Source organism: Actinomycetota bacterium, from assembly GCA_030019255.1.
Taxonomy (GTDB): domain Bacteria; phylum Actinomycetota; class Geothermincolia; order Geothermincolales; family RBG-13-55-18; genus Solincola_A.
This window is the reverse complement of sequence record JASEFK010000021.1, coordinates 1-20,127: the sequence shown is the minus strand read 5'-3', so window position 1 is coordinate 20,127 and position 20,127 is coordinate 1. Positions and strand designations below refer to the sequence as shown.

The window sequence follows — 20,127 nt, the reverse complement described above, 5'->3', positions numbered from 1 at the left end:
CTACCCCTTCCGGCGCCGCCGGAAGGGCCCGAAATCCCCGGATCGAAAGAATCAGACCCGGAAGCGGTGGGAGGCCTCTTTCATGATGCGCAGGTTCTGGAAGGGGGTGTCCAGGCCCAGCCCGCAGGGCGGGGTGATCATGGCCGCGCCCCGGCGCACGGCCAGCAGGGTCTCCTCCAGGACCATCTCCGGCGGGAAGTAGTGGACCAGTGAAGCGGGCACCGTTCCCACGATGGGCTTTCCCAGGATGCGGTGGGCCTCCGCGGGATCCACCTCGGCCTCGAAGGAATAGGCATCCATCACCGTCTCCCGGCACATCTTGACCTGCTCCATGCGGCCTCCGCAGACGTGGAGAATGAGTTTCGCTCCTCCCAGGTGGGCGTAACGGCTCAACTCGTTGAGGTAGGGGAGCACGTTGATGAAGAGGTCGAATCCCAGGTAGGTGCCGGTCCGCGCCGCCGGCTCGTGGATCATGAGGATGTCCGCTCCCCTCTCCACCATGGCCTCGGCGTAGGCGCAGAGGAAAGATATCAGCCTCTCCAGCAGGCGGTCCAGGAACCCGGGGTCCTTCTTGATGAGCTCCAGTAGAACCGAGGGACGGATGAGCGAGGAGACCAGGGTGGCCGGCCCAGCCAGGTTGCCGATGATGGGGGCGCTGGGCCGCATCTCGTGGACCAGTTCCAGCGCCCGCAGGACCTGTGGGATGCGCCCGTGGTTGAGGAGGGCGGGAAGGGCGCCAGCGGCGATCTCCTCGGGGGAGTCCTCTGGGAAGGCGGTGATGCGGGGGAGGGTGGTCCCGTCACCGATGTCCACCCTGGCCCCCAGGGCTTCCGCCTCCACCGTCAGGCATAGGGGGAGGCCGATGTTGTCGAAACCCACCATGTCGTAGCAGGCCACGGCCAGCTCGGCCATCATCACCCCGCTGTAGTGGGCGGCGGGAAGGGGGATGTGAAAACGCTCCAGGACCTCGTGGGTGACCACGTTTATCAGCCCGCCGGGCCCCAGGACGGGAAATCGCGGGGTGGGTTCGCCCGCCAAAGCGGCAAGGATAAGCTCGCGACGATCCAAACTCCCCTCCCTTCGACTGGCGCGGGTGTTGCGAGCCGGGCGTGGCTGGATTATATACCTCTTATCGGCGGAATTCCAAACCGAATGAACGGCGAGGCGTGTCCGGTGTGGGGAAAGCGGTCCTCCAATCCGGAAACGGGCAGGTGCGCGGGACGCCTACTGTTGGGGCGGAGTTCGAAACGTTTGAACGGCGGACGCGTCCGGAAAGGAGAGGGAGCATGAGTTACTCGGAGATGGGGGAGGTCTGGTCGCGCTACGTGCGGGTTCGCTGCGAGCGAGCCGTGGAAGTCCTGCGGAAGCGGGAGTTCGACGCCCGGTTCTTCCCGGTCCGAGAAGGAGTGTTAGGGGCCATCCTGGAGGTCATTCCTCCCGACCAGCCCGTGGGCTGCGGGGGTTCCTGGACTATGCGCCAGCTGGGCGTCCTCGACGCCCTGAGGGAAAGGGGTAACCCGATATTCGCCCACGAGGGCGGGATGAGCTTCGAGGAAACCATGCGCGTCCGCCGCGAGGCCCTGGCCTGCCCCTTCTATCTCTCCAGCGCCAACGCCGTGACCATGCGGGGGGAGATCGTGAACGTGGACGGCATAGGCAACCGGGTGGCGGGCATCTCCTTCGGGCCGTCCACGGTGATCATCGTGGCCGGCTACAACAAGCTGGTGCCGGACCTGGCGGCCGCCTTCCAGCGCATCCGGGAAGTGGCCGCCCCGGCCAACGCCATACGCTACAACCTGGACACCCCGTGCGTACGGAGGGGGCAGTGCACCGATTGCAACCAGCCCGCGAGCATCTGCCGGGTAACCACCATCGTCAGCCGCCGTCCCATGATGACCGATTTCAAGGTCTTCCTGGTCGGCGAATCCCTCGGCTTCTAATGGGGTCAGGTCTTGAATTTTGATACCCCCAGGGGTATAAGGGGGAAAAGGGCCGCGGGGTAGCGGTCTCGCCCGCCTCCCCGCGTCGTCTCGCGAAAGAAGAAAACGGGTTGTGGTGAGCTCGTTGCCACCGACCCGGTCGGCCCCCGGAAGGGAAGTTGTAGAAGGGGGTTTGTATGCGGGAGCTTTTCTTGCCGGCGTAACCTGATGGCTCGGCCGCTGACCACGCAAGGAGCCGGCAACGGAAAGGGACTGACCCCGAATCTTTGGTGGGAAAGGGGAAGAGGCAGGGCCCAGGCCATTTATGGGGATGGGGTACGGTGGCCGGGATCAGGGTTGCAGCCCGCTCACCCGAAGGGCGAGCTGGTAGGCATCATCGAAGAAGCCCGAGCTCGCGCGGACGTCCTCACCCAGCTCGATGTAGGGTGCCTCGCCCTTTCGGTAGGAGGGCCATTCCAGAAGATCGGCGGCGTTGGGGTCCCCGGTGGCGGCGAAGCTGGTCCAGTAGGTCATCATGGCCTCGGAAAGGTGGAAGTCGGCATCATCCAGGCCGATCATCTGCATCTCGTCGAGGGTACCGAACACGTACATGATCTCCAGCCCGTGGAAGGATCCCAGGCCCTGTACGCGAGGGTCTGTGGGGATCCGGGTGAAATGGTAAAGATAGGAAGGAGTGCCCAAGGTGGACATGCTCTCCGCGGTGAACCTCGCCGTGGCGGCGAAGCCAAGCTCGGTTATCAGTCGGCTCAGCGCCGGCTTGACCTGTTCGGGCGTGTTGCCAGGGTAGCGGGCCAGGATCTCCGGGGCCAGGTCGCCATAGAGAAAGGACACCATCAACCTGTACTGTTCGGGCGGGATGTCGGGGGCGAAGATGGTTCCCTCGTCGGCGTTAATACCAGTCAGGAGGGGCACCTGGGCCACCTCTCCGGAGGAGAAAGCCTCCAACGGGGACCCGGGGAGGAGGTATCCGTCGACGTTGGGCCCGAGGTTAATGGGCCCCGTGAAGGGATTGTCCGAAGAGACCGCTTCCATGAGCTTTTCCGGCTCCACCGAGCGAAGGGCGGCGAGTTCGTCCTCGGCGTCCGCACACCTCAGTTTCCTCGAGATCTCCGAACCCTGCCTTTCCGCCTCCTCCAGGGTGGGGGTCCCGCCCGCCGGGAGTCCCAGCTCCATGAGAGGCCCGCTTTCCACGATGGCCCGCTGAAAGAGTCCCTCCGCCAGCGGGGAGGTCATGAGGTAGAGGATGCTCATCCCCCCAGCGGACTCGCCGAAGACGGTCACCTTCCCCGGGTCTCCACCAAAGGCGGCGATGTTCCTCTGGACCCACTCCAGGGCGGCCACCTGGTCCAGGAGCCCGTAGTTTCCGGACACCCCGTGGGGGGACTCCTCGGAGAGCAGGGGATGGGCAAGGAAGCCAAGGGGCCCCAGGCGGTAGTTGATGGTCACCACCACCACTCCCCGCGAGGCCAGCCCAGTGCCGTCATAGATGGGGAGGGAACCCGAACCGGTCTGGAAGGCCCCGCCATGTATCCAGACCATCACCGGTAGTCTGTCCTGCTGGGTCCGTGCAGGGGTCCAGACGTTCAGGTAGAGGCAATCCTCGCTGGTTTCCCCCACGTCCAGCTGCCCCGTCCAGTCACTCCGGGGTTGGGGACAGGAGGGTCCGTAATCCAGGCAGGGGCGCACCTCCACCCAGGGCTCCACGGGCTGCGGCTCCTTCCAGCGCAGCTCGCCCACCGGCGGCGCGGCGTATGGTATCCCAAGGAAGGAACGGACCCCGTTCTCCAGCCGACCGCTTATGGGACCGCTGTCCAGCATGGGAGTGTCCAGGGTCCCCGTTTCTTTTACCCATTCCCCCGCACAACCCGCGGCGAGGAAGGCGGACAGGAACAGGAGCAGCGTGACCAGGATGGTGATGAGTAGCCTGGAATGAACACGGGGATTCACTCGCTCCTCCTTTTCTCGCCGCGCTTGCCGGGCAAGACCATTTTAGCCCAAGGAATGCCTTGTCGTTGTAACGGGTACCTGCAAAGGCAGGAAGGATATGTTGATTCTCTTTTCCTCCCTGCAAAGACGAAAAAGGTGAGAAAGCCCCTCACCTTATAGGCGCATAAACGAAGTCTTGCGGCCGGGAAGAGACGGGTGATGCGTGGGTGTAGTATAATCGCCTCTGACCGGTATGTCAGGCGGCCGAGCAGGCCGGCACCCAGCCGGGTAGCGGCTGGGTTTTCTTTTTGGCGCCCGGGTGGAAGGAACGGGGCGTCGGTGTGGGGATTCCGGGCGTGGGACGGAGACTCGCAGGGGAGTGAGGGTGAGGGCGGGGACCCGGGCCCGCGAACCCGTGGCCTGACGGTTGAGGCAGGTGAGAGCATGTCCGCCGGAAAGATTCTCATGATCGACAATTACGATTCCTTCACCTATAACCTGGTCCAGTTTCTGGGCATCCTGGGCGCGGACCTGGTGGTCTTCCGCAACGATCACACCACCTTAAGGGAGGTGGAGGAGCTGGACCCGGCGGCCATCGTCATCTCCCCGGGACCAAAGGCTCCCAGGGATGCCGGCCTCTCCAAGGACATAATCCTCGAGTTTGGTCCGCGGCTGCCCATCCTGGGCGTGTGCCTGGGACACCAGTGCATCGGCGAGGCCTACGGGGGCAGGGTGGACCGCGCGCCTTACGTCATGCACGGCAAGACCTCCCTCGTCCACCACGACGGAAGGGGGGTCTTCAGGGGCCTTCCCAACCCCATGGAGGCGGCGCGTTACCATTCTTTGGTAATCCTGGAGGACTCCCTGCCCCCGTGCCTGGAGGTCAGCGCCCGCACGGAGGACGGTCTCATCATGGGGGTACGCCACCGCGATTACCCCGTGGAGGGCATACAGTTCCACCCGGAGTCCTTCATGACCCCCGAGGGATTGAGGCTGCTGCGCAATTTCCTGGACCTGGCTGAACACCGCATATCGGTGGGGGGATGACATGCGTCCCGCTTTCCGGTTGCGGCGGCATCCGGGTTCAGGCGGTTCTGGGGGACCGGGCAGTCCCGGGGGCGACGCGCGTGGGGGAGGAGGTCCATGGTATGTGGCGGATTCTGAGGGACCGGCGCCCGGGACGGCGGCATGGAGATGAAGGAGCGGATTATGGGGCTGATAGGGCAGAAGAACAGGACGGATGCATGGCTGGCAGACCTGCCGGAGTTGCTGTCCGGCGGCAGGCCTGGCGAAGGGATTGAAGGAACGGTGAGCTTCCGCCTGGAGTGGCGGGAGCTCCATGACCCGCCGCCCATGGAGGACATCTTCCACCGCCTGGCCCATACCCCTTACTCCTGCTTCCTGGATTCCAGCCTGGTCATGGAGCGACTGGGAGAATATTCCTTCATCGGCTACCAGCCCTTCCTGGTTTTGACCACCCGGGGTCATCGCTGCCGGTGGCGGGCGAGGGATGGAAGATCCTGGGACACCACGGAAAACCCCTTCGCCGCCCTGCGAAGGGCGTTACGCGCTTTCCGGCTGGAGGAGGCGGAAGCGGCGGAAGCAGGCGGGCTCTCCCCCTTCACGGGAGGGGGCATGGGCTACCTGGCCTACGAGCTGGGGCGCTATATCGAGAGGCTTCCCGGCAGGGCCGTGGACGACCTGGGCCTTCCCGAACTGTGCTTTGCCTTCTACGACCAGGTGCTGGCCCACGACCACCGCGAGGGACGTACCTGGCTCTTCGTCCTCCATCCCCAGGATCCCGACGCAGTCGCGCGGGAGGCCCTCTGGTGGGAAGAGGCGGAACCGCCCTCCTACCCGGTGCCAGGGCGCGCGGGTGAAGCTCGTTTCGTCTCCAACTTCACCCGCGAGGAATACCTGCGGGCGGTGCGGCGGGTTAAGGAGTACATCTACGCCGGCGACATATACCAGGCCAACCTCTCCCAGCGCTTCCATACCACCCTTCGGGATCATCCCTGGATACTCTACCGGAGGCTGCGCCGCCTCAACGCTGCGCCCTTCGCCGCCTACTTCAACGCCGTGGAGAGCCAGGTCTGTTCCTCCTCCCCGGAGCGCTTTCTCAAGGGGAAGGGACGGCGGGTGGAGACCCGCCCCATCAAGGGGACGCGGCGGAGGTCGGACGACCCGACGGAGGACCGCCGCCTGGCGGAAGAGCTCCAAGCCAGTGCAAAGGACCGTGCCGAGCTCTCCATGATCGTGGACCTGGAGAGGAACGACCTCGGCCGGGTCTGCTCCTACGGGAGCGTCAGGGTCGAGGAACACGCGGTGATCGAGCATTACGCCACCGTCCATCACTTGGTATCCACCGTGGTGGGGGAGCTTTACCCGGGAAAGGACGTGGTGGACCTCTTACGGGCCTCCTTCCCCGGCGGCTCCATAACCGGGGCGCCCAAGATCCGCTCCATGGAGATCATCGACGAGCTGGAGCCCACGGCCCGCAGCGTGTACACTGGGAGCATCGGCTACCTGGGCTTCAACGGCGATTTCGACCTCAACATCGCCATTCGCACCGTCATCGTCAAGGGGAACACCGCCTATTTCCAGGTGGGCGGTGGGATAGTCGCCGATTCCGTCCCCGAGGACGAATACCAGGAGACCCTGGACAAGGGCAAAGCCATCTTCGCCAGCCTTCAAGAGGGGTCAGGTCTTGAATCGTGATACCCCATGGGGTATTAAAGGTAGAGCGGGTTTCACGATTTCCCACGCTCCTGCACAAAGGGTTTCAAGTTTCGCATGCAGGGGGCCACGCAATGGATCGACTAAACAGGCACCCGGGATCAAAGCGGGGCTTCAGGGCGAAAGTTCCTCCTCTACAAGCCGGCGGTAGGCCTCATGAAGCCGGGAGGTGAAGGGACCGGGACACGCTTCCCCGGGACGGGAGCCGTCCACCTCGGCGACCGGGATGATTTCACCCGTGGTCATGGTCAGGAAGATTTCGCCCGCGCCACGGAGGTCCTCGAGGCGGTAAAAACCCTCCTCGTAGCCGATTCCCAGGCTGGAACATAATTCCAGAACGGTCTCCCGGGTGATGCCGGGAAGGATGCCGCAATCCGGGTGGGGGGTCATCACCTTTCCGCCGCTTACCAGGAAGAGATTGGAAGTGGACCCCTCGGCCAGGTAGCCCTCGGTGTTGAGGAAGAGGGCGTCGTCGTATCCCCGGTCCGAGGCCTCCTGCTTGGCATAGAGGGATTCCAGGTAATTGTTAGTCTTGATGCGCCAGAGGGGGGAGTGGGAGTTGCGGCGCACCGAGGATACGGTGACCCTTATGCCACGTCGGTAGAACTCCAGCGGATAGCCCTCGAAAGGCTTGACGATGATGAAGAAGCGGGGCCCGGCCGACCTGGTTAGGGTACGGCTCCCGTCGAAGTCCCCCCCGGTCACCGTCAGGCGAACGTAAGCGTCCCCGCTTCCCACGTTCTCCTGATACAGGGCGGAGATGGCCTCCGCGATCTCGTCGTCTCCCGGGATTCCGGATATCCTCAGCACCCGGCACCCCTCTCTTAAGCGCCTCAGGTGCCGGTCCAAGCGGAAGGGCTTGCCGCGGTAGGCACGGATGGTTTCGAACAGTCCGTCACCGAAGAGCACCCCGCGGTCGGTGACGGGTATGCGCGCCTCCTCCGCATCCAGGAGACGCCCGTCGAGGTATATCTTCATCTTCCCTCCCGGTGGCGAACGCCCGTCCCTCCTCGAAATGACCGGCATACAAAGTCCTCGTGAATAGTATAATGCTCCATAGTCGGCACTGCAGGATGGGAAGTCGGCGCCCAAGGAGGATAAATGATCAAAACGAGGATCAAGACCTACGTCCCTGGCGGTTATGCTGCCGTTTCCGTGCCCCACATGGACCTGGTCAGGACCTATTCAAGCCCCGCCCTCCTGGGGCCCCCGGTATGCGAGGAGCTGGTAAGCCTGGTGCAGCACATGTACACCGAGGAGGAGGCGGAGGTGGTCCGCCACCTCAAGCCCTGGCGGCCGAGGACGGCGGCCTCGCTGGCCCGGGCGTCGGGGAAGCCGCTCGAGGAAGTGCGGGAGATCCTGCGACGGCTGGCCCACGAGAAGTACGTGCTCATCTCCTTTGGGACAGGGGATAAGGAGCGCTTTGGCCTTCTCCCCATCGTTCCTGGGACCTTCGAGCACGTGTTGGTGCGTAAATCCCCGGAAGAAGTCACCGACTGGCACCGGCGCTTCGCTGAGCTTTTCGAGGCCCTCTTCCGCACCGGTTTCACCACAGCCTATTCCCGGAGGCCGGTGCATGCCGTCAGGTATCTACCGGTGCAGGAAGCGGTTCAGGCCGTGCCCATGGCCCTGCCCTCCGACCGCCTGGAGGTGATCATGGAGGATTACCGGGACTTCGCCGTGGGGGTCTGCCAGTGCCGTCTCACCAAGAAGATCCTGGGAGAGGACTGCGGGCGGCCCCTGGAGACCTGCATGGTCATGGGGGATTTCGCCCCAGCCCTGGTAAGGGAAGGGCGCATGCGTCGGGTGGACCGGGAGGAGGCCCTGGGGATCAAGAGGGAGGCGGAGAAGGCGGGCCTGGTGACCTGGATAATGAACGACCGCAGTGCCAGGTTCTTCCGCTGCTCCTGTTCCTGCTGCGGCTGTTGCTGTGACGCCCTCCGGCAGATCTCCGAATTCAACGCCCCGGGCTTCATCGCCCCGCCCCATTACCTTCCGCGCCTCGATATCTCCAAGTGTGATTACTGCGCAAAATGCGCCAGGGCATGCACCATGGGGGCCATGATGGTCGAGCGGGAGGGGGAGAAAAAGAGCCACTTGCACCGGAAGGAACGCTGCATCGGCTGCGGTCTCTGCGTGGTAGCCTGCCCGCGGAGAGCGCTCTCGCTGCGGGAGGTCCCCTCCTACCAGCCGCCGCCGGCCAATTTCCTCGTCTACGTTGCAAAGTACGGCAGGAACTTCGTGGCCAACAGCCTCCGGGAGTGGTTTTCCCGCCGCCGCCCGTGGCCCTCAAGTCCGTAATCCGTTTTACAGAGTACGCCGGAACTTCATGACCAACGACCTCACAACGATTCTGCCGCCCGCGATAGTTGTCGGGCCTGGGCGTGACCGTTGTTTCTTGCCCTCCCGGGCGGTCGTGAAGGGAGATAAAAGGCGGGGACCTTGGATTCCGGACACCTGTTGCCTCAATGCATTGCCTCGAGACACCATCTTCCATCCTCTTCAACACCGGTAGCCTTGCACCCCTCGGAGGTCCCCTGGTGATGGATATAAATGCAGATATCAATATTTGCAAAATATAAATTTTAAATCTTGCACACGAACAATTGTTATGTTAGTGTATAAAAGCCGGGGAACTGGGAGGGGGAAACAGGCTTGCGCCTGGTTTCCGGAGGCTGCTTTCAAAGGGGGGTCTGACCATGAAACGAAACCGTTTCCGTCTCATCCTCGCCCTGTTGGTAACTATTTCCATCCTGCTCCTCACCCTTACCTCCGCCGTACCAGCTGCGGCAGCCCGGGCGGCATCGGGACCGGAGGAGGGGAACGGGGCCGCCGGCAGAGGCCGCACCTACCGGGTGGCCAAGGTGACCGAGGACTGGACCATGTGGGACGGGATAACCATCCCGGTGAGCGTCTACTACCCCGCGGATGCCTCGGCCGGGGAACGTTTCCCGGCCATCATCTTCGTCCATGGCTGGACCCTGGACAAGTCCATGGGAGAGTGGGGAGCGGAATATTTCGCCTCCCGCGGCTACGTGGGGGTGGCCATCACCGCCCGCGGATGGTTCGGGGCCGGGGGTGACGTGGGGTGCATGGACCCCGAGCACGAGATGAAGGACGTCAGCCACATCATCACCCTGCTCGGGGAGGACCCTCGTTTCCCGGTCCTCGAGGATGAGAAGGGACCGGTGGTGGGAATCACCGGCGCCTCCATGGGGGGATGTTTTTCCTATCTCAAGTCGGAGCGCAAGGATCCCCGCCCCGGTGACCCCGGCGACCCGCGCATCCGTGCCGCGGTGCCCATGCACGGGTCCTTCGACCTCACCTTCTCCCTCCTTCCCAACGGGGCGGGCAAGATGCTATGGGGTGCCCTCCTTACGGGGGTCACCTACCTGGGCGACCTCACCGGTTTCATGGTCAGCCTCATGAACCTCGTCCTGGACGATCACATGGACGGCTTTCAGAAGCTCCAGGCCTTCATCGGTTACCTCTGGAAGCTCATCCCGCCGGTGACCACCTTCGACCAGAGCATGCTCTTCATACTGGGGGCCATGCTGGAGAGGCGTACCGGCGACTACGAGTTCTGCCAGAACTACTTCAGGGTGCGTTCCGCCCGCTACTGGTGCGACGAGGAATATGACGGCACGGTGGAACACCCCATCATCACCCCCACCCTGATCCTGGCGGGGTGGAACGATGACCTCTTCTTCGCCAACGAGGGCCTGATGGCCTTCACTCACATCCAGGCTCCCAAGAAGATAATCATCACCAACCACGGGCACCTGGGTTGTTACCCGGGTCCCTTCCCGGTGGAGGGGATAACCGGCAGCCCGGAGAGCGCCTGGGTGCGGGAGCAGGTGGAACGCTGGTTCGACCGCTTCCTCAAGGGGATGGACAACGGGGTGGACCGCGAGCCCCCGGTGGCCTTCTACCGCCATACCGACCCGGCCTGTTTCGGGACCGCTCCCGGGTATCCCCTGCCCGGCACCAGGGAGGTCTCCTTCTACCTGGGAGGAGCTGGACCGGACGGCCTGGGGACCCTCAACCGTGCCGCTTCCGGCCCGGGCGATAAATGGGATTTCCTGGTAAACATCGGCCTTACCGGTTCCGTTTCCCTTCCCTATTATCAGGACGCCCCTGAGCTCCTGGGCGGGGAGGCCATGGACGTACCCACCCGTCTCAAGCTCCTGGAGATCCCCTTCACCGAGACCAGCTACCTAAGTCGGCCGCTGAAGAGGGACCTCACCATCATGGGCGTCCCACGGTTCCAGTTCTTCTATCGTGCCTCGGCGGAATTCACGCAGCTCATACCCTGGCTCTACGAGGTAACCCCGGATGGGAAGGAAATCCTGGTAAGCCGGGGTTTCTACGAAGGTTACGGCTATACTCCCTGGTCGGATACGGGAACCGGCGAACCGCTGGAGATGCAGGCCTGCTACCACCGATTCAGCGCCGGAAGCCGCATCAAGCTGGTGGTCTCCACCGCGGACCTGCTTTCCTGCTGGCCGCATTGGGGCCTGAACTTCATATTCCTTTTGAGGAGCCGGGAGAGGCCCTCGAGGATCATCCTCCCCGTGGTCCCCGCGGGCACCTGATAAAGAAGACCCGGTCTTTACGCGAGGGTCAGCAATGTGGACGGGACGGCCAGCCCGCGGCTTATTCAGGTGTTCAGTAATCCCCTCCAGAGGATGAGAGAAAGGCCGCCCAGGGGGAGCAGGATACCAGCGGTTATCACCAGGGCGTTGATGACCCTCGGGTCACGCAATCCCCTCCCGCCCTCCCTTCCCAGCTTGAGCAGCTCCGGGCGCATGGCCCAGAGGATGGCTCCCCAGGCCATGGCCAGCAAGCCGAAGATAACCTCCTCCACCTTCATGCTTAAAGCATGGCATCCGGTCGCGGCGCGGGGCAAGGTTAAATTCCTGGCCGGTCCGTCGCGGCATCCCGACTTGTCCGGAAAGCCCCCCTTCGCAGATCTTACTCCGGTGTAGAGGCAGACCTACACCCCCTACACCCAGTCCTTGGTGCGATCCTATCGTTGAACCGGTAGAGAAACGCCCCCTCGCCTATTGACAAAGTTATATAACTTAATTAACATAACTATATCTAACATCTTTGGAGGCAGCGATGTACGGAGAGATGGTCGCGGCGAGGTACCGGATAAGGGAGAGGATCTTCTCCGGTAGGGGCTGGTCCTCTTATCTGGCCCTGGATACCGACCTGGGGGCGGAAGTGGAGCTGGATCTCGTCTCCGCCTCCCCGGAGGAACTCCCTGTGGAACCACAGAGGCTGCGTGAGATATTGCGTGCCGCCCAGGGGATAAGGGGGCCCCGCGTCCTTCCCCTCCTCAACTGGGGAGAGGAGGGGGATTACTTCTACCTGGTGCGGGAGAAGGGCGAGGGCACACCCCTCCCGGAGCTGATTTCCCAGCTCGCCCTGCCCGAGGCGCAGGTGGTGGAGCTGGCCGCAGCCGCGGTGGAGGTACTGGCCGAGGCCTACGGCACGGGCCTTTACTACCTGGGGCTCAACCCGGGACAGGTGCTCGTCGACCGCCGCGGGAGCCTCCGTTTCCAGCGCGTGGGCTACGGATGGATCCTCGAGGACATGGATCCGGCTCAGGCGGCCCGGGTTTCCCCCTATCGGGCCCCGGAGACGGAACCGGGAAAGGAGGGGACCCGTGCCTCGGACGTCTTCTCCTTGGCGGTGATGGTGGACGAGGTGCTGCCCGAGGGTTCACGCACGGAAAAGCTGGAGCTCCTTCTCCAGAGGGCTGGGCATCCCCTGCCCGGCAGGCGTCCATCATCACCCCGGTTGGTCCTGGAGGAGCTGGAGAATTCCCTGCGTTCCCCCGCCGGGGGAGGCGGTCTTGCGCCGGACGAGGTGGAGTTTCCCCCGGGTGGGTGGAGGGGAGGGGAACCCGAAGGCGCGGAACCCTTCCTCGACGATGGGGAAGGAGAGGTAGGGTCGTCCGTGAACCGCGGCGCACGTTCCGGGGAAAGGCGCCTCCGCGGATGGGCGGGAAAGCTGGCCCTCATGTTCGCCGGCGGTCTGGTGCTTTGGGTAGTCTTCTCCGCCCTCTCCGGGTTTCTGGGTGCCCGAAGGGAGCGCCGGTCCAGCGAGGAAGAAGGCCCGGCCGGCGCCTGGGTGGAGGTCCCCGACCTGCAGGGCTTCACCCTCGAGGAGGCGCGAGAGAGGCTGGAAGAGTTCGGACTTACCTGGAGCCTGCGGGAATCGCCCTCCCGACTGTGGTCGGCGGGCAGGGTGGTGGCCCAGGATCCCGCGGCGGGCTCGGAGTTGCATCCCGGCGAGACGATATGCCTGGTGATCAGCTCGGGGCGGGAGGAACCAAGCATCGGTCCCGAAGAGTCGCAAGGATCTCCCGGGGAGGTACCCACGGTGGGAGAGGATGAATGGGTATCCCACGACGTTTCCGCTGCCCCGCCCCGCGCGACATCCCCTGCTTCCGCGGGAGCCTCCCGGAGCGCCTCTCGTCCACCCCGTGCCGTTGCCTTCCTGTCCGCCCTCAGGGGTCCCGCTCCCCTGTACGTCCGCATGGATGCCGGAGGTTCTTCCGACCCCGACGGGGACATCGTGGGCTACGTATGGCACTGCGGCGACGGGACCATGCTTCACGGGAAGACGGTCCAGCATGTGTACGATCCCCCTGTTATCCCCGCCCGGTTCCGGGTAGTGCTTGAGGTATTCGATTCCCGCGGCCTTTCCGACAGCGCCGCGCTGACCGTGGAGGTCTACTGATCTCATGTTTCCCCGGAAGGAGAACCGCCCCACGAAGCGGGATCGCATCCCGGGCCCGCCCGAACCGCGCCCCTTTCGGTCGGGGCGAGGGGAAGGGCGGGTCTCGGGGGGCGGTGCCGGCCTTGAGGACGGCACGCGCATCCCAGGGGGCGGAAAGGCACCCTTCAGATGCCGGGCATCAGCCCTATCCCTCCTCATCTTACCCCTCATTTCCCTCCTCGTATTCTCCTTCCACGTGTCTTCCTCCCCGGCCCTGGCGGCCGGGGAGGAGGCCCCCACCTTTCTTTGGCCGGCACCGGGAAAGGTGGTGAAAGGGTTCATCCCTTCCACGGGACCTTACGGGGAGGGCGGGCACGCGGGTATCGACATCGCCCTGGCCCCGGAAAGCGAGGTGCGGGCTTCCGCGCCTGGGATGGTAAGTTTTTCCGGAAGCACACCGCTGGGCATCTGTGTGAGCATCCTGCACGCGGGAGACTTCAAGACCACCTACGTGTCACTGCGCAGCTCCGCTGTCCACAGGGGAGAACGGGTGGAGGCCGGACAGGTCATCGGCAAGAGCGACGGGGTCCTGGACCGCTCCAGCCCGGCTCCACATCTGCATTTCGGGCTTTTTCTCAAGGGCGTGGCCGTGGATCCCCTGCTCTTCTTGAGGGGCGCCCTCCTCGATCCCCGCTCCCTTTTCCTGGGCCCCTGGGAGGATGCGCGTTCCGCGCGGGCCTACATGGAACGACATGGTGGCGGCAATCTCCCGGGCTGGGTGGAGCGCGGCTTCGGGGTTCTGAAGAAGGCGGTGGTCGAGGGCACACGGGCGGTGGTGAAAACCCTGGGCCGGGGGCTGGCGGTGGCTTGGGAATGGACTTGCCGCCTGGCCCGAACCCTGGGCCGGGCGGCGGTGAAATTCTACCGGGTCTGCCTGGAGCCCTGGCTCTCCCCCCTCCTGGGCGCGGCCGGGAGGGCGCTGAAGGCCGTACTTTCCAACCGTTTCGTGCAAGCCGTGCTGGCTGGACTGGCGGCGGCGGCGGCCATCTGCCTGGCGGTGGCGGGCCTGGGGCTGCTCCTGGGCCTGTCCTTGGCCTCCGTGTTGACCGCCTGCGTGGTGGGTGGGGCGACCTCGCTGGGATACGCCGTCTATTACGCCTCCGCCTCGGGGGATTCCTTTTCCTTCCTCGGGTGCTTTCTTGGTTCCCTGGCCATCGGAGGAGCGGCCGCCGGCGGATGCCTGCTCTTTTCCTGCCTGGCACCCGCGGCCGCTGCGGGGTGGGCCAACCTGGGGTGGTTGGGGTTCGGAAAGGGTTTCCTGGCCCACGGGATGGCCAACCTCCTGGTCTATTCGGGCTTCTCCCTGGCCACCGGGAGAGGCGTTTCCCCCGGGGGACTCCTGGTCTCCTTCCTGGTCGGCGGACTTACGGGAGGCATGGGCCGCCTGCTGGTCAGCGGCATCTTATCCGGCGGAGCGGTCCAGGGACTGGCGGCGGGATTTCTCTCCTCCGGGGGCTCGCTTCTGGGCGGGGGCGCTGCGGCCCAGGTGGCCGCCTACGCCGGCGCCTGGATTTCCGGGATTTCCCAGAAGCTGGCCTACATGCTGTTTTGCGGTTGCGCCGGCGCGCTGGGGGACCTGGTACTCAGGGCGGCGACCGGTGGGCGCCCCTCGTTACTCGAGTCCCTGTTGAGCTTCGGAGGGGGGTTCCTGGCCGGTGGAATAAGCCTGCTGGGAAGGGGACAAGGGCTAGGGGCGCTCGTGTCCCGCCTTAGTGGGGGAAGGTTGAAGATTTCCGGCGAGTTCGCCAGGGCCCTGGCCGGAAAGGCCCTGTCCGGCGGCCTGAAAGAAGGCGCTAAATCGCTCCTGGGGAGGCTTCGTGGCGGTGGCAGGGCGGAGGAGAGCCTCCGCTTGCTGGACGCGGGGAGAGAACCCGCGGTGAGGTGAAGGCGGTCAGCGGGTCAACGGAGATTCAAGGAGCCGGGAAAAAGTGGAAACCGAATGGTCGGGATTCCGCCCTGAAACAGTCGAGACGCGCGGAGACGCCGTCGTCGAAAATTGACCTGGAAAAAGGAGGAAAGAGATGAAAGACAGCCAACCCACCTGGCCGCAGCTGGCGCTCATGCTCGTTCCGGCTGCCGTGATGGTCGCCTGCGCCTACCTGCTCTCCAACCGCAGGGAGACCTTGGGAGGGGCGTCCGGGATCCTGGTGGTTTTAGCCATCGCTTCCTTCGTGGGGTTTTTCGTGGCCCTGTATTTCTTTTACCTGCGTCCCCAGTACGGGCGCCACGCCTTTATGTATCTTATCCTGTTTCTCCTGGGGCACGGAGCCCTCGTCTTCCTGTTGTGGAGGGCCGGCGTGCTGGGTTGAGCCCGTGCTTTCCCTCAAGCGATATACCGCCTGTGGACGCCGCGAACCGCGGAGCTTTCCCGACGGACTTCGCCGCTCCGCATCAAGATATAAGGTACGACGATGGTGAGCCCCCAGTAGAAGGCGAGGAGGAAGCCGCTTGTCGAGAACATCACCAGGCACCACAGGCTCCCGGTGAAGAGGGTGGCCATACCCCAAATCAGCGCCATAAAGGTCAAGGAAGCGAAGATGCGGTTCCTGCGGACCGCCGCCTTGTGGGCCGAAGACCTGCGGGTGTCGATGCGAGCGGCGCCGCGCGGGGATGCGGACCGTTCGGAGATCCGAGCGCCGGTGCCGGAGCCGGCTCTCAGGCCGGCTCCCACGGCGGCTTCCGGGGCGGTTCGTGCTCTGCCAGATGGCGGGCTGCCCACGCGGTAATCCGGTAATGCGACATTCGGCTCCAGGCGCGGTTCGAGGGAATGGGCTATCCCTTGCATGCTCTTCCGGAAGGTCTGCGTGGTCACCAGGGGCGAGTCCTCCAGTTTCCCCCTGATGATGGGGGGGACGATGGCCAGCATGGCTATAAAGCCCAGGAGGAGCAGGGCCAGTATCTCCAAGGCGCCCTCCCGCATGAGTCCTCCGCCACCAAGGCAGCGGAGCATGCACTACATTTAGTTGTTCGACGCCTTCTCCATATCTACATAATGTATTTCCACCTTCCGGTTCACCTTTCCTTCAGTCCAGGAGAAGTTATTTCCGGATGTCGGAGGCGGGGAATAAAATGGGGGTGGCGCGGCGGGGAGCGGGAAGGAAAGGACGCAAGGTGAAAACACAGGACGAGGAGAGGGTCTACACCGTGGGGGAGGTGAACCGCCTGGCCGACGGCCTCCTCCAGGAGGTGGTCCTCTGGGTGGAAGGGGAGGTTTCCAACCTCAGGCCTTATCCCCAGTACCTCTTCTTCAGCCTCTCCGAGGAGGAGGCGGTGCTACCCTGCGTGATGTTCGGCGAGGCGGCGAAGGAGGCTTCCTCCATCCTGCGGGAGGGCATGCGGGCGCTGGCCCGCGGACGCCTGGGCATCTACGTGCGCCGGGGGCAGTACCGCATGAACGTCCAACAGGTACAGGAAGCGGGGGAGGGAAGGCTCCGCCGGGAATTCTTCCGTCTTATGCGCAAGCTCTCCGCCGAGGGGCTCTTCGACGAGAGGCTCAAGCGGCCCCTTCCCCCTTACCCCGAGTCCATCGGCCTCATAACCAGCCTGGAGGGGGCGGCCGTCCGCGACGTGATCATCAACCTGACCCGCCGGTATCCCTGCTGCCGCGTACTGGTGCGAGGAGTGCGGGTCCAGGGCGAGGAAGCGGTGGGGGACATCGTCTCCGCCATCGGGGTGTTCAACCGGTCGTGCCCGGTGGACGTCCTTATCCTGGCCCGGGGAGGGGGGTCCCTGGAGGACCTCCAGCCCTTCAACACCGAGGAAGTGGTCAGGGCCATCAGGAACTCCTCCATTCCCGTAGTCACCGGGGTGGGGCACGAGCCGGACCTCACCCTGGCCGACCTGGCCGCCGACCATCGCGCCAGCACACCCACCGGGGCGGCCGAGGCGGCGGTCCCTTCCTCCGCGGAGGTCCTCACCCTCTTGAGGGAGAGGGGGACCTCGCTGGAGGCCGCCCTGCGTCGCATGTTGCACCGCCGGGAGAGGGACCTCTCCCTCCTGGCCTCCCGGCGGTCCCTCCGGGACGGCGAGGTGGTCCTGGGGGAGGCCAGGCAGCGCCTGGCGGAAGGGGAAACCCTGCTCCTGAACAACATGCGAGGGGCCCTGCGCCGGAAGGGAGAGGGGGTGGAGGAGCACGCCCGGGTTCTGGTCCGCTTTCCCCGCGAGTACCATGACCTTCCCCGCCGCATCGGCGACGCTTACGCGAAGCTGCGGGCCTCCTTCGATTTTTGGTGGAGATGGAGGGAAAGGGAACCCGGCGTCCTGTCGGGCGAACTGAAGTCGCGGATGTCGGGTTTGCTCTCCGGCAAGGCCAACGGGCTGGAGCTGGCCGCCTCGCGCCTGGATGCCCTGAGTCCCTTGGCCGTCCTCTCCCGCGGCTACGCCATCGCCACCCGCCGCGGGGAGACCAGGCCACTCAAGGACAGCTTGGAGGTGGCCGAGGGAGAGGAGGTGGACGTGCGCCTGCATCGGGGGCGCCTTTTCTGCGAAGTGAGGGGCCGGGAGGAGGCCGCGGACTAGGGGCGCTGAAAGAAGGGTACGCCGTTCCCGGAAGTGAGGGGAAGACATGACGGGGGTGACGCCAAGGTGGAGGAGATGACCTTCGGGGGCATCATGCGGAGGCTGGAGGAGATCGCCTCGGCGCTGGAGAAACAGGACCTCGAGCTGGAGGAGGGCCTGAAGCTGTTTGAGGAGGGGGTGGGCCTCGTCCGCGAGGCCAGAAGAAGGCTGACCGAGGCCGGGGCCCGGGTGGAGAAGCTCATCGGCAGCCTGGAGGAGGAACTGTCTACGGAGGAATTTCGGGTGGAGGAAAACAACCTCACCGAGGAATGACGTCGGGTTTGAGAAAAGACCGATGAAAGGAGCCCGGGCTTACCGAAAGGCGCGCTGCCGAGCGGGAAGACCAACCGGTTGCTCAGGGGTATGCCACTTCAATCCGATGCCGCCTCCTCGCCTTGTAATATAATACCCTTGCTTGAAAAGTCAGCGTTTTTCGCTTGACTCGGCGGTCCGTACAACTCGAAGGAGAAGGAACCGTACCCAGTGAGAAAAACGTCATAAGCGCGTATGAGGAGACAAGAAAGATTGAGGCCCCGGCTGGACAGCCGGATTGATAGACGCAAAGCGATTTTAAGCGCGTATGAAGAGACAGGAACGGTTGAAACTTCGCAAGAGAAGGAGGATGAAGAGAATCCTCCAGTTGACGGCGGCCCTAGTGCTCCTGGGGGGCCTGGTAGCCGGAACCCTGAACTTCGACGCCGTCAAGGGTTGGGCTGCCAAGCACTACCTGCGGGTGCGTTTCCAACCCGCCGTCATAGCCCCTGAGGACAACCCGGACCTCTTTGCCGAGCTGAGCAAGTGGCACGACCCGGAGGAAAATCTCAACCTTCTCCTCATAGGCATCGACCGGGGGAGCGTTCCCGGCGAGGAGGGCTACACCCGCAGCGACGTCATGATCGTAGCCTCGGTGAACGTGAAGGCCAAGAGGGCTGTCTTGGTCTCCATCCCCAGGGACACCAAGGTGACCATCCCGGGATACGGCACGGAGAAGATAAACGCCGCCCATTCCTTCAAGGGGCCGGCGGGCGCAGTGGAAGTGGTGGAGGAACTTACCGGCCTGGATATCCACCATTACGTCGAGGTGGACTTTGAGGCCTTCAAGAACATCGTGGACGCCATAGGCGGCGTCCCCTTCCACCTGGACATCACCATCAACGACCCCAAGGTGGGTTACCTGGAGAAGGGCGATCACCTGCTCAACGGGGAGCAGGCCCTCATCCTGGTCCGCAGCCGCAAGCTCCCTCGCGGGGACCTGGACCGCATCGAGCACCAGAAGGCCTTTCTCAAGGCGGTGATGGAAAAGGCGGTTTCCATCCGGGACATACAGGCCCTCCTCAAGATCCTGGATACCGCCGTCCGCTACCTGGAGACCACCCTGGAGCCGGATCTCATCTTCACCCTGGCCGAGGCCTTGCAGGGGATGAAGGTAGAGGACGTGGAGTTCGCCACCATCCCGGGAGACGTCCCGGAGCCCGCCCCCGGCCAGCCCTGGTATTTCATCCATGACGCGGAGGCCACGGCCGAGCTGTTCTCAAATATCAAGAAGTATTGCAGCACCAAGACTCCGGAGGAGAGGCAGGCCGAACTGGAGAAACAGGAGTTGCTCGGCCGCATGGGCGAGGAGGCGCAGGTGAACCGTGCCTCCGTGAACCTCGCGGTCCTCAATGGGGTACGCTGGGAGGGCATGGCCGCCAAGGTAGCGGACCTGATGCGCGAAAAGGGCTACACCAAGATAAAGATAGGGAACACGGTCCACGCTTACGAGGAGACCACCGTCTATTACGCTCCTGGTTTCGGGGACGCCGCCCGCATGGTGGCCAAGGACCTCGATGCCGATGCCGATTACCGGGTGGTACAGGATCAGGATGTGGCCATCACCTACGATGCCGATGTGATCCTGGTCATCGGGAAGGACTATCTGAATTCCTGAGCGCACCACTCGCGTCGTTTTTTCCGTCCATGCAGCCGATCCTTCCTCGCAACTTCCGCGGTCCGGCCTTGGAAGGTTCGTGACGCCCGCTCTTTCCGCCGCTCTTTGAATGACGGAAAACGGCACAGTTTCATGTAGCCGCATGCAACTCCGTCCGGTTCCGTTTCCGGGCATAAACGGGTGAAAACCGGCGGTAGCGTATACGAAATTGTGTCACCAAATCCATAGACATTATGGAGAGCAATC

General features: G+C 64.1%; 16 protein-coding genes. 11 read left to right on the top strand and 5 right to left on the bottom strand.

Annotated features, from left to right (window positions below; genetic code table 11):
- Positions 1-51: 51 nt before the first annotated feature.
- A complete protein-coding gene (locus tag QME84_12310; GenBank protein ID MDI6875048.1) occupies positions 52-1,068 on the bottom strand; it encodes a uroporphyrinogen decarboxylase family protein in 1,017 nt (338 codons plus the stop codon).
- A gap of 218 nt (positions 1,069-1,286) precedes the next feature.
- Here QME84_12310 and QME84_12305 point away from each other — a divergent pair, with 218 nt between their 5' ends.
- The gene (locus QME84_12305; protein MDI6875047.1) at positions 1,287-1,940 is read left to right on the top strand and encodes a lactate utilization protein; all 654 of its coding nucleotides are present in this window, start codon (positions 1,287-1,289) and stop codon (positions 1,938-1,940) included.
- Between the two features lie 330 nt (positions 1,941-2,270).
- Here QME84_12305 and QME84_12300 read toward each other — a convergent pair whose 3' ends face one another.
- On the bottom strand, positions 2,271-3,887 hold the full coding sequence (locus QME84_12300) for a carboxylesterase/lipase family protein (GenBank protein ID MDI6875046.1): 1,617 nt from the start codon (positions 3,885-3,887) through the stop codon (positions 2,271-2,273).
- A 423-nt stretch (positions 3,888-4,310) separates the two neighbouring features.
- Between QME84_12300 and QME84_12295 the strand changes: the two genes are divergently transcribed.
- Positions 4,311-4,913, top strand: a complete 603-nt coding sequence (locus QME84_12295) for an aminodeoxychorismate/anthranilate synthase component II (protein MDI6875045.1) — start codon at positions 4,311-4,313, stop codon at positions 4,911-4,913.
- Positions 4,914-5,060: 147 nt separating this feature from the next.
- On the top strand, positions 5,061-6,584 hold the full coding sequence (pabB, locus tag QME84_12290) for an aminodeoxychorismate synthase component I (GenBank protein MDI6875044.1): 1,524 nt from the start codon (positions 5,061-5,063) through the stop codon (positions 6,582-6,584).
- A 132-nt stretch (positions 6,585-6,716) separates the two neighbouring features.
- Here the strand turns inward: pabB and QME84_12285 are convergent, their stop codons facing one another.
- Complete coding sequence (locus QME84_12285; GenBank protein ID MDI6875043.1) at positions 6,717-7,580, bottom strand: aminotransferase class IV; 864 nt, start codon at positions 7,578-7,580, stop codon at positions 6,717-6,719.
- A gap of 123 nt (positions 7,581-7,703) precedes the next feature.
- Between QME84_12285 and QME84_12280 the strand changes: the two genes are divergently transcribed.
- Positions 7,704-8,903, top strand: coding sequence for a 4Fe-4S binding protein (locus QME84_12280; protein MDI6875042.1), 1,200 nt, complete (start codon positions 7,704-7,706; stop codon positions 8,901-8,903).
- 398 nt (positions 8,904-9,301) lie between these two features.
- Positions 9,302-11,197: a CocE/NonD family hydrolase gene (locus QME84_12275; GenBank protein MDI6875041.1), complete on the top strand. Its 1,896-nt coding sequence runs from the start codon at positions 9,302-9,304 to the stop codon at positions 11,195-11,197.
- Between the two features lie 65 nt (positions 11,198-11,262).
- On the opposite strand, the gene QME84_12270 is transcribed toward QME84_12275, so the two are convergent.
- Positions 11,263-11,475: a hypothetical protein gene (locus tag QME84_12270; GenBank protein ID MDI6875040.1), complete on the bottom strand. Its 213-nt coding sequence runs from the start codon at positions 11,473-11,475 to the stop codon at positions 11,263-11,265.
- A 251-nt stretch (positions 11,476-11,726) separates the two neighbouring features.
- On the opposite strand from QME84_12270, the gene QME84_12265 reads away from it, so the two are divergent.
- The 3 genes from QME84_12265 (at position 11,727) to QME84_12255 (ending at position 15,703) form a co-directional block, all read left to right on the top strand.
- On the top strand, positions 11,727-13,355 hold the full coding sequence (locus tag QME84_12265) for a PKD domain-containing protein (GenBank protein MDI6875039.1): 1,629 nt from the start codon (positions 11,727-11,729) through the stop codon (positions 13,353-13,355).
- A 307-nt stretch (positions 13,356-13,662) separates the two neighbouring features.
- Positions 13,663-15,279 carry a M23 family metallopeptidase gene (locus tag QME84_12260; GenBank protein ID MDI6875038.1) on the top strand — a complete coding sequence of 539 codons (1,617 nt, stop codon included), beginning with the start codon at positions 13,663-13,665 and terminating at the stop codon, positions 15,277-15,279.
- Between the two features lie 136 nt (positions 15,280-15,415).
- Positions 15,416-15,703, top strand: a complete 288-nt coding sequence (locus tag QME84_12255) for a hypothetical protein (protein MDI6875037.1) — start codon at positions 15,416-15,418, stop codon at positions 15,701-15,703.
- A gap of 14 nt (positions 15,704-15,717) precedes the next feature.
- On the opposite strand, the gene QME84_12250 is transcribed toward QME84_12255, so the two are convergent.
- Positions 15,718-16,314: a hypothetical protein gene (locus tag QME84_12250; protein ID MDI6875036.1), complete on the bottom strand. Its 597-nt coding sequence runs from the start codon at positions 16,312-16,314 to the stop codon at positions 15,718-15,720.
- Between the two features lie 191 nt (positions 16,315-16,505).
- Between QME84_12250 and xseA the strand changes: the two genes are divergently transcribed.
- The 3 genes from xseA to QME84_12235 all read left to right on the top strand — a co-directional run bounded on the left by xseA (position 16,506) and on the right by QME84_12235 (position 19,881).
- Positions 16,506-17,912, top strand: coding sequence for an exodeoxyribonuclease VII large subunit (xseA, locus tag QME84_12245; protein MDI6875035.1), 1,407 nt, complete (start codon positions 16,506-16,508; stop codon positions 17,910-17,912).
- 75 nt (positions 17,913-17,987) lie between these two features.
- Entirely contained in the window at positions 17,988-18,224 is a 237-nt protein-coding gene (xseB, locus tag QME84_12240) for an exodeoxyribonuclease VII small subunit (GenBank protein ID MDI6875034.1), read from the top strand.
- Positions 18,225-18,573: 349 nt separating this feature from the next.
- Complete coding sequence (locus tag QME84_12235; protein MDI6875033.1) at positions 18,574-19,881, top strand: LCP family protein; 1,308 nt, start codon at positions 18,574-18,576, stop codon at positions 19,879-19,881.
- The last annotated feature ends 246 nt before the right edge of the window (positions 19,882-20,127 follow it).